The sequence below is a fragment of the Streptomyces sp. KL116D genome (assembly GCF_030766975.1).
In the GTDB taxonomy this organism is placed as follows: Bacteria; Actinomycetota; Actinomycetes; order Streptomycetales; family Streptomycetaceae; genus Streptomyces; species Streptomyces longispororuber_A.
The window spans coordinates 18,408-27,889 of the sequence record NZ_JASERH010000003.1; the positions used below are offsets into that span (position 1 = coordinate 18,408).

Here is a 9,482-nt window from a genome sequence, read left to right on the forward strand (position 1 = left end):
GGAGACGCCGCGGCAAGGTTCTTGCTGCGCGGACGCCGCCCGGTTGCGCGGTGACGCACTCGCCGGCACGGCACCATGCGGCGTCACCTGGATCCTCATCGAGTACCTGGCGGGCTTTCGGCCGCCCAGCGCTCGACGGCCTGCCGCTCCAACCCGAAACCAAACAGCTCGTCTTCAACGCGGCCCACGCCATGAGGGCACGCATACTGCTCGTCCGGCGCCACCACCGCAGCAGGGCGCCCGAGCGGACCCCGTAACGGGCCGTCCTGCGCTACGCAGACGACGGCACGCACCGGCGAGACCTGGGGCACCTGGCAGCGGGACGAGGACCTGGTCCGGTATCGTCTGACGCGCTCGCCGCTCCCGGCGAGACCGGCCGCCCAGTGGTCCTCGTCTGCACCCATGGCCAACACGACACCTGCTGCGCCGTGCGAGGCGACCGGTGGCGCGGGGCTGAGCGAGCGCTGGCCGGAGCTGGTCTGGGAATGCACACGTGGGCGGTGACAGGTTCGCCGCGAACGTCGTGGTCGCCGACGGCGTCACTACGGCAATCTCGATGCCACCTCGTCCGTCACCGCGATCGCGGAACAGTTGGCCGACCGCGTGCACCCGGACCATCTGCGCGGATACACGAACCTCTTCCCGCCCCAACAGGCCGCTGTGGCAGCAGGGTCACAGGGAGTTCGGACCGGCGGGCCGCCATCACTACGTGGTGGAGGACACGGCGCGATTCGGCGACCCGCTGGAACGTCCGCGTCACCGGCCGGACGCCCGGTCACCGGTGTACGACGTCGAGGTGCGTTCCTACCACTGCGCCGCGGCAGCTCACCCTGCCGGGGATCTCGATGAGTTCCAGCGGTGGTCTACGAGAGCCGGTTGAATCCCATCGAATGACGGTGACCCCGAGGGCGGCATCAGGTCGTCGTCCACCGCAGGACTCCTTCCGGATTCAGCCGCGGCACTGACGGCACTTACGAGATCGTCGACGACGCCACCTCGACCGCGCCTGCGCGGCGACCGCTGGCAACAGCGGCTGGCCCGCGCCTACGGCCACGCCGCCGCCCTACGCTACGCGGCAGGCGCGGTTTCGAGATCACCGACGCCGAGCAGCCCGACGGCGGTCGCCGACTGCTGCTGCGCCGTGTCGTGACCGCTCCGCGACGACCGGTCCGCACAGCGAGGACCGGGCGGGCGACCGGCCAGTGCCGTCCGGGTACAGATCGACGATCTGTGCCCGGACGACAAACCGTGCTCATGCACCTGACTACGGCCCAGCTGGTCAGCGCTGCAGGGTCAGCAGACCGGGACGGTAGGGCAGGAGGCCGTGTCACCGCCCGAGCTGGGGCTGCGCCCTGGTAGAGGAGTTGCAGGTTGCAGGGATCGACGGTCATGGTCTGATCGGCGCTGGTGCGGATGAGTTCACCGTGGCTGATGTCGTTGGTCCAGCCGGCGCCGCTGCTGGCCTTGCCGGCGAAGGGATTGCTCTCGGTCGCGGCCTGGGGCGTCCACGAGCCGTTCAGGCTGGTGGCGGTGAACGAGCGGAAGTAGCGCCCCCTGCGGGCCGATGGCCTCGACGATCATGAGGTAGCGGTTCTGGCCCTGCAGCCCCTGTGGACCTGCGGGGCCTCGAACAGGTTGTTCGTCGTATCGCTCATGACCACGGTCGAGTTCGTGCCGAAGCTGCCCGGGAAGTTCCCGATCGGCATGCTGGCCCGGTAGATCTTGCCGTTGTCGCCGGCGAAGAACAGGTACATGTTCGTGCCGTCACCGATGAGCGTCTGGTCGATGGGCCCCGTTCCGGAGTCGGAGATGCTTCCGGAGAAGAGGACCTGCGGGGACGACCAGCCATCGTGGGATTGGTGGGGGTCGCTCGACGTCCGGTAGGAGAAGGCGGTCCCGCCCCACTGGTAGGTGAGCACCCAGATGTTCTTCGGAGCGAAGTAGAAGAGCGTCGGCGCGACGGTGGCGGACGACATCTTGTTCTGGCCGGCCGAGGCCATCTCCGACCAGTTGGTGAACAGGTCGAAGTTCATCGACCCCCAGCTGGTGCCCGTGTCGTGCGTCGTCGCGTAGACGAGTTGTCTGCCGTTGTAGGGGGACGACGGTGAAGTCCTTGAGCGAGACCCATCCCGACTTGGGCTGTGCCAGCGCGCCCGTCGATGTCCAGCGGTAGGTCGACGGAAGATCGCACGCTCCGGTGTCGTCGTCGCCGACCTTGACGAGCTGCCACTGCTGGTTCGTGCCGCCCCAGTCGTCGTGCACTGGACGACGTTGGCGTTGTCGGCGGTCGAGGCGCCCTGTACTTCGAGGGCCTTGTTGCTGTGCCGCGAGATCAGCCGCACGTAGCCGTCCGAGCTGTCGGCCAGCCGCCACTGCTGGTTGGTGGCGTTCAGGTCCGCCCACTGGACGATCGAGCCGCCGTTCGCGGTGGACCAGTTGTAGACGTCCAGCACCTTGCCGGAGAGACGGGACTTGATGCGGTAGTAGCCGTCGCCGGTAGGGACGAACTGCCACTGCTGCTGGTCCTGGTCGTTCCTGGACCACTGGGTGATGCGGGCGCCATCGGTGGTCGCCCTGTTGTAGACGTCCAGGGCCTTGCCGCTGTTCCGATTGACCAGCACGTACGAGGCGTTGGTGTCCACGGTCGCCGCTTCGGCGGGCTGTGCGCCGAGGAAGGCGGCCACGAGCAACAAGGGTGAGAGGACGGTGAGCAAGCGTCTGAGCAGGCGCCTTGGACGGGCCGGGGATGGGCTGCGAACCCACATCAGGGGGGCCCTCCTGGGGATGGGGGCGAGAATGAATGAGCGGAGCGGCCGCGCGACGGTAGTTTCGAAGACTTTTCGGAAAGTTCTCGGATTCTGTGACGCCACAAGTTAGGAACGAGAGGCTCTCTGGTCAAGGTCTGTCACAGAGCTGTCCGTAAACAGCGGGTGGCCCAAGGGGGCCTGGGAGAAGGCAAGTTGAGGAATATGCCATTCGCGCACTTGCCCCTGCCCTGGTTCGACCTGGCCTGCTGACGTCCTGCGAGGTCGGTGCGAGGGTTCGCCCGGCAGGCCCGGGATCCGACCTTGAAAGTTTCGGTCGAGTACCGGAATTTTTTTCTGCGGGGAGTATTGACGGTTCACCGCCAACTCCTCAATCATCCCTGTCTGAAGAACCGGCCATGGTTCGGAATGTCGAACCATGTCGGCCCTGGGGCCTGTGCTGCCGGGCAGGACCCCGCGCAGCCGCACGACAGATCCACGCACCAACGCACCTGCGTCACACCCCGTTTCGTTCCGGTGGGTCCGCATCAGCGCATCCTGGCTCTTCGTGCCGACGGAGAGGTGCGCGACGCCGCGCGGCGGCCGGCTGAGCCGTTCCCCGCACGTCAGTCCGTACGTGACATCTACTTTGGAGGCACAGCCATGGGCTTTCACGCCCCTCCCAGACCCCTTGCTCACCGTCAGATCCGCAGCCTGCTGCCCTGCTGATCGCCGGCGTCCTCGGTGCCGTCCTCGCGCTGGCCGCGCCACCGCCCGCACACGCAGCCGAGAGCACGCTCGGCGCCGCGGCAGCGCAGAGCGGTCGCTACTTCGGTACCGCCATCGCCTCGGGCAAGCTGGGCGACTCGGCGTACACGACGATCGCGGGCCGTGAGTTCAACCCGGTGACCGCCGAGAACGAGATGAAGATCGACGCCACCGAACCGCAGCGGGGCCAGTTCAGCTTCACCGCCGGCGACCGTGTCTACAACTGGGCGGTGCAGAACGGCAAGCAGGTGCGCGGCCACACCCTGGCCTGGCACTCCCAGCAGCCCAGCTGGATGCAGAGCCTCAGCGGCAGCACCCTGCGCCAGGCGATGATCGACCACATCAACGGCGTGATGGGTCACTACAAGGGCAAGATCGCCCAGTGGGACGTCGTGAACGAGGCCTTCGCCGACGGCAGTTCGGGTTCCCGCCGCGACTCCAACCTGCAGCGCACCGGCAACGACTGGATCGAGGTCGCCTTCCGGACCGCGCGCGCCGCCGACCCGGCCGCCAAGCTCTGTTACAACGACTACAACATCGAGGACTGGACCTGGGGCCAAGACCCAGGCCGTGTACTCCATGGTCCAGGACTTCAAGCAGCGCGGCGTGCCGATCGACTGCGTCGGCTTCCAGTCGCACTTCAACAGCGGCAGCCCGTACAACAGCAACTTCCGCACCACCCTGCAGAGTTTCGCCGCCCTCGGCGTCGACGTGGCGGTCACCGAACTCGACATCCAGGGTGCCTCGGCCACGACCTACGCCAACGTGACCAACGACTGCCTGGCCGTCTCGCGCCGCCTCGGCATCACCGTCTGGGGGCGTGCGCGACTCCGACTCCCTGGCGATCGGGCGACACGCCGCTGCTGTTCAACAATGACGGCAGCAAGAAGGCCGCCTACACCGCCGTCCTCAACGCGCTCAACGGCGGCACCACCACGCCGCCCACGGGCGGCGGGGCACGATCAAGGGCGTCGGTTCCGGCCGCTGCCTGGACGTGCCCAACTCCAGTACCACCGACGGCACTCAGGTCCAGCTGTGGGACTGCTCCAGCGGCTCCAACCAGCAGTGGACCCTACACCGACGCCGGTGAACTCAAGGTCTACGGCAACAAATGCCTGGACGCCGCCGGAACCGGCAACGGCACCAAGGTCCAGATCTACAGCTGCTGGGGCGGCGACAACCAGAAGTGGCGCCTCAACTCCGACGGTTCCATCGCCGGTGTCCAGTCCGGCCTCTGCCTCGACGCCGTCGGGGCCGGCACCGCCAACGGCACCCAGATCCAGCTCTACTCCTGCTCGAACGGCAGCAACCAGCGCTGGACCCGCACCTGATCGGGCCTGTCACGAAGGGGAGCGGAAAACGATAACGGCTCGCGGTGCGGCCTCCCGTACCCTTCCATGACGACATGCCTGATGGTCCCGGGTCGCCGCCCTGATGGCGGTGACCCGGGCGATCGGCGCTGCCAGGGACTGGGCTAGCGGAGGGCCGGCCGGATTGACCATGCACGATGACCAAGTGGACGTGACCACCGAGATCGTCGCGACCTTGATCCAGGAACAGTTCCCCCCATGGCGAGGCAAGGCCATCCGACTCCGTGTCATCGACCGGGACGGTCAACGCCATCTTCCGCATCAGGGAACGGTCTCTCCGCGCGTTTCCCCCCTGCGTCTGGCCGATCCTGCCGAGACCCTGGCGGTTCTGGAACAGGAAGCCCGGGCGAGCGCGGAGCTGGCAAAGGCGTCCCGGTTCCCCGCTCCCGAACCCGTCGCCCTGGGAAAGCCTGGAGCGGGTTACCCCATGCCGTGGTCGGTCCAGACGTGGGGTGCCGGGAACGGTCGCCTTCGATGCCGACCCGAGTGGATCGGACGCTTTTGCCGAAGACCTTGCGGCCTTCATCGCAGTTTCTGCGCAGCGCTGAGACGCGCGGGCGGCGTTTCAGCGGCCAAGGTCGTGGCGGCGTTCTCGCTCACCACGACAACTGGATGGCAGAGTGCTTCGAGCAGAGCGACGGGCTTCTCGACGCGCCCGCTGCGCCAGGCGTGGAGCCACTTCCGAGTTGCCACGCAAGGGCGCCGACGTGATGAGCCATGGTGATCTGATTCCCGGCAGCTGTGCTGGTCGCGGGCGACCGGCCCAGCGGCGTACTGGACACCGGCAGCTTTCGGCCCGGCCGATCCCGCGCTGGATCTGGTCAGCGTCTGGCACCTGTTGGAGCCGGGCCCGCGGGAAGTGTTCCGGCGGACGCTGGGCTGTGACGATCTGGAGTGGGAGCGCGGCAAGGCATGTGGGCGTTCCAACAGGCGATGGGTGTCGTCTGGTACTACGTCGAGAGCAATCCGACGATGAGCGGAATGGGACGCCGGACACTCGACCGCATTCTGGCGTCGATGGAGTGATGCGCCCCCGACCTCAGCGTGCGAAACTGCGCGTCATGGCGCCCCCGACAGTCCGTGGACTTGCTCTGCCCGCCGCGCTGACCTCGCTCATCGATCACGACCTCTGGCGTCACCCGGGCGACGCGGTGCTGGCGAAGGCAATTCCGTGGTTGAAGGACCCACTTGCCTTCGTGCCGAACCCCGAGCAGATGGCGTACGCGTCCCAGTCAATGGACATGTTCGCCGATGATCCGCACTCCGCCTCTTTCGCCAGGCACGCGGAAGCAGGGGTGTCGCCCCACTCGAACTGCCATGGCTCGACGTTGAACAGGCGGTACTGATCGCCATCACTCGCAACCCCGGTGACGACGGTGCCTTGGCTCTCGACTACCGGACCGGCTCCTCGGATCCCCGCGTCGTCGGCAGTGACTTCTGGACGGACGCCCTTCTGTGCCGGTGGCGGGTCGTAGCACCTACGTTCTCGGACTTCGTTTCGAGCTTGGGCCTGTAGGAGGATCACCTGCGAGGCGGCGCTTCCACCAGGGATCCGTGGGTGGTGAGAACGGATCTGGCAGGGTCCGTGTCAGAAAGCGGTCGTCCAGAGGAGCAAACTGCCTGAGAAGTTCACGGCGAGCCTTGCGATGCATGGTTGCAGGGCCGCGCCTTGGAGCAGTGTGCGGGCGTGCATGTCCCGCCAGAGGGTGGTTCCCTCGCCTGTGGTTGGGGCCGTGGTCCGGCCATGAATGAAGCGCCTGAGCCCATGCCCGGAAGGCGTGGGCGACGACCGGGAGGCAACCGGTACCGAACTTCGAATCGTGCGATCTGCCGGTTCGTCGCAGTGGACAGACCAGGGATGACCTGTCGACTTCCAGCGCTTCCGCGACGGGGTTGTTCGGTTCTGATCTCGCCCGGTGACCGGTGAGGTATGGGCACTTCCAGCGGGGAAGACGAGTGACCGTCCGACGGTAGAAGGCATCGGTCCGAAGAGCAAGCGATCAGCTGGCTGCTTGATGTTCGGCGCGCTGGCGCGGGGGTGGCGAGCCTTGTGCCCCCCGGACGGCAGATGGCAAGGTCCGGTCCGATCAAGCCCCCGGTCCGTTCCACGGATAAGGAGTCACGATGGCGCACGGCTACATCGGGTCGATGAAGGCTCGGCCTGATTCCCGCGACGAGGTCGTCTCGATCTTGCTGAGTGGTGTGGACGGCCTACGCGAGGCAGGATGCCACCTCTACGTCGTGAGCGTGTCCGACGACGATGACGTGACGATCTGGGTGACAGAGGTCTGGCAGAGCAGCACCATCACGATGCTCTCACTGGAGCTGCCGGAGGCGAAGGCCGCGATCGGCAGCGCCATGCCGCTGCTGACAGGAGATTTCACCCGGCAGGAGTTGACTGTTGTGGGCGGGTTGGGGCTCTAGACGTTGAACCGCCCTCCTCGATCAGCGCGAGGTAGTGGCCCGGAGGCCGCGGGCCGTGGCATGAGCCGAAGTTGACAGTGACCGGGGGCGAGCTGCGGCGACGCGAGACCGGGCAGATCCAGACCCGCTCGAGCAGCGATGCCACCGAGCAGTGGATCGACACCGTCTTCGACGGCGAACCGGCCAACTGTCCCGACGGCCGGACCGACTTCGGTGCGGTTCGCCCCCGCGCCCAACTCGCAGCCGCCGCCTGTCCGGCCTCCACCGCGCCCCGGCCCCCTGAGCAGCGTTCCACTGCCTGGGGCCTCGCCGACCGCGACTCAGCCCGCGCCCCTGCACCGAACACGGCGCGCGACCTGCGGGGGAGCCGGATGCCGGTCAGCGAGGATCCCTGGGGAGCTCACTTCACGATGACGTTGTCCCCGGACGAAGTCGACGGTCCAGTAGTGGTGTTGCCGTAGTACACCCAGCGCCATGTGCCCGTCTTGACGCCTTTCACGGTCGTCCGCAGATCACCTTCGAGCTGCTCGCGTACACCTTCTTCACGGTGGTGCAGTGGTGCTCCCGGTGGGCTTGAACTGCAGGTGTCACCAGGCGGCCGCCGTAGGGAGGCGTACTTCCTCGTCTCCCAGTTGGCCTCGCGTGACCTCTCCCGGTCACGGTGATCGTCTGCCCGTGGTCACCGGCTCCGGCGAGGCGTTTCACGGTCAGGCGGGAAGCTGCGCTTGACGTAGACGGTGGAGGCCCTCGTCATCGACGTCGCCGCCGCTCCTGGAGTACACCCGCCGCGACCCTCCAGGCCCGGCCCGCCGTTCGACATGTCCCACCTCGCTGTGGGTCGAAGTACATCGTCTCCTTTGAAGTCGCAGACACCCGCGCTCACGTTGATGCAGTCGCTCGTGTCAAATGATGGCGTGCCACAAAGCCGCCACCCGTGTGTTGCCGCGGTAGAGGAACGCACTGGTGGCTTGTCACTTCCACTGCTTGGTGTCGACATCTCGGCTGGAAGCGCGAGGTGGGGCGCCCCGACTCGTTCGACACACCGATCACGATCGGCTTGCCGCTGTTCACCTATGGACACGGTGAACGACTTTACCCCTCGGCCGCCCGGGCCGGCGCCGCGGCCACGCCTGTGAACACCGCTGCCGCGCCGACGGCCACGGCAGCTCTCCAGATCCTCTTCTCCACCTGATCCCCGATCTCTCTCCCGGAACGCTGAAAGTCATCTTCCGGCGCCTTTCAGATAGCCGGGAACCCAACGGGGTTGTGCATCCGCGGGATCACGATCGGGCATCAGAAGATCGCCGCCTGCATCTCGACGATGCACCGGGCACGGAGAGGTTCTCAGCCGATCGCGCGAAATCGCAAGGTGAGCGGATGCCGCTACTGCTTCGACGTCCCCAACCGAACGGCATCGCGTACCTGCTGGTGATGCGCCAGGGGCGCCGTGGCCGGAAGTACCCAGGGACGCCGAAAGGTCGGCGATCCGGTCGAGGGAGGAGATCGTTTCGACCGGGTTGTCGGTGAAGGGTGCCGGCTGGGGCCTGTACGTCCGGTGAGACGTGCCGCGTGGTCAGCGCGTCCCCTCGACGAAGACCGCATCGGCGGACGGACGTGCACTGCCATCGCCCCGGAGAGTGCCCAGGCATGCCTACGATCACCGGCCCCGGGTAGGAACCAGCATCGTCGCCGTCACCCACCTCCGTGACGTCGCGCCGACGTATCGTGCGCAGGCCGTTCTTGCGGATGCAGAGTACCCCAGGAACCCGAGCGTCGAGCCGAGCACGCCAGGCACCGAACGCGACCTTGGCTTCTTCCGGTGCAAGCGCGGACGGCGTCGGCGGCGTGCACGAACACCGGTACGCCGTGGTTGCTTGCAGGCGTTCGGCGAAGCCTGATGTGGTCGGGAAATGCCATGCGGGTCAGGACCAGGCCGCGGATGTCGTCGAAGGATTCTGCCCAGAGCGGAGTTTCCGTGCTGCAGGTCCTTCTGCCAGTGGCCGGGCAGTCCGGCGTCGATGAGCGTGATGCCCTCGGCGGTGTTGCTGATGAGGATAGCACGCCACGAGGTCGTTACCGAGGCGGTGCAGATGAAGCGGCGCACGAAAAACAAAGCGCTAATGATAAATGCGAAACGGTTAAACACCCAATACCTCCAACTGAACGAAGTACAACA

The 9,482-nt window shown here is 66.8% G+C and carries 4 protein-coding genes and 4 pseudogenes; 5 read left to right on the forward strand and 3 right to left on the reverse strand.

Translation table 11 applies throughout. The features are described from left to right. Positions 1–971 precede the first annotated feature (971 nt). The 3 pseudogenes from RBJ77_RS00420 to RBJ77_RS00430 all read right to left on the reverse strand — a co-directional run. Positions 972–2,033 (reverse strand): annotated as a pseudogene (locus RBJ77_RS00420) (non-reducing end alpha-L-arabinofuranosidase family hydrolase). Between the two features lie 103 nt (positions 2,034–2,136). After that, positions 2,137–2,403 (reverse strand): annotated as a pseudogene (locus tag RBJ77_RS00425) (hypothetical protein); the annotation flags it as partial. Further along, positions 2,301–2,765: pseudogene (locus tag RBJ77_RS00430) on the reverse strand (RICIN domain-containing protein); the annotation flags it as partial. The pseudogenes RBJ77_RS00425 and RBJ77_RS00430, both read right to left, overlap by 103 nt. Positions 2,766–3,407: 642 nt before the next feature. On the opposite strand from RBJ77_RS00430, the pseudogene RBJ77_RS00435 reads away from it, so the two are divergent. The 5 genes and pseudogenes from RBJ77_RS00435 to RBJ77_RS00455 all read left to right on the forward strand — a co-directional run. Next, positions 3,408–4,843: pseudogene (locus tag RBJ77_RS00435) on the forward strand (endo-1,4-beta-xylanase). 169 nt (positions 4,844–5,012) lie between these two features. Continuing rightward, on the forward strand, positions 5,013–5,606 hold the full coding sequence (locus RBJ77_RS00440; RefSeq protein ID WP_372343096.1) for a phosphotransferase: 594 nt from the start codon (positions 5,013–5,015) through the stop codon (positions 5,604–5,606). Between the two features lie 337 nt (positions 5,607–5,943). Next, a complete protein-coding gene (locus RBJ77_RS00445) occupies positions 5,944–6,228 on the forward strand; it encodes a hypothetical protein (RefSeq protein WP_372343097.1) in 285 nt (94 codons plus the stop codon). A gap of 778 nt (positions 6,229–7,006) precedes the next feature. Continuing rightward, on the forward strand, positions 7,007–7,306 hold the full coding sequence (locus RBJ77_RS00450) for a putative quinol monooxygenase (protein ID WP_372343098.1): 300 nt from the start codon (positions 7,007–7,009) through the stop codon (positions 7,304–7,306). A gap of 1,975 nt (positions 7,307–9,281) precedes the next feature. Next, positions 9,282–9,482: hypothetical protein (locus tag RBJ77_RS00455; RefSeq protein WP_372343099.1), on the forward strand; the 201-nt coding region annotated here is incomplete at its 3' end.

What these genes read in the sequence shown, in the direction of transcription:
- RBJ77_RS00440 (WP_372343096.1), top strand. Translation starts at nt 5,013, where the DNA reads ATGCACGATGACCAAGTGGACGTGACCACCGAGATCGTCGCGACCTTG.
- RBJ77_RS00445 (WP_372343097.1), top strand. Translation starts at nt 5,944, where the DNA reads ATGGCGCCCCCGACAGTCCGTGGACTTGCTCTGCCCGCCGCGCTGACC.
- RBJ77_RS00450 (WP_372343098.1), top strand. Translation starts at nt 7,007, where the DNA reads ATGGCGCACGGCTACATCGGGTCGATGAAGGCTCGGCCTGATTCCCGC.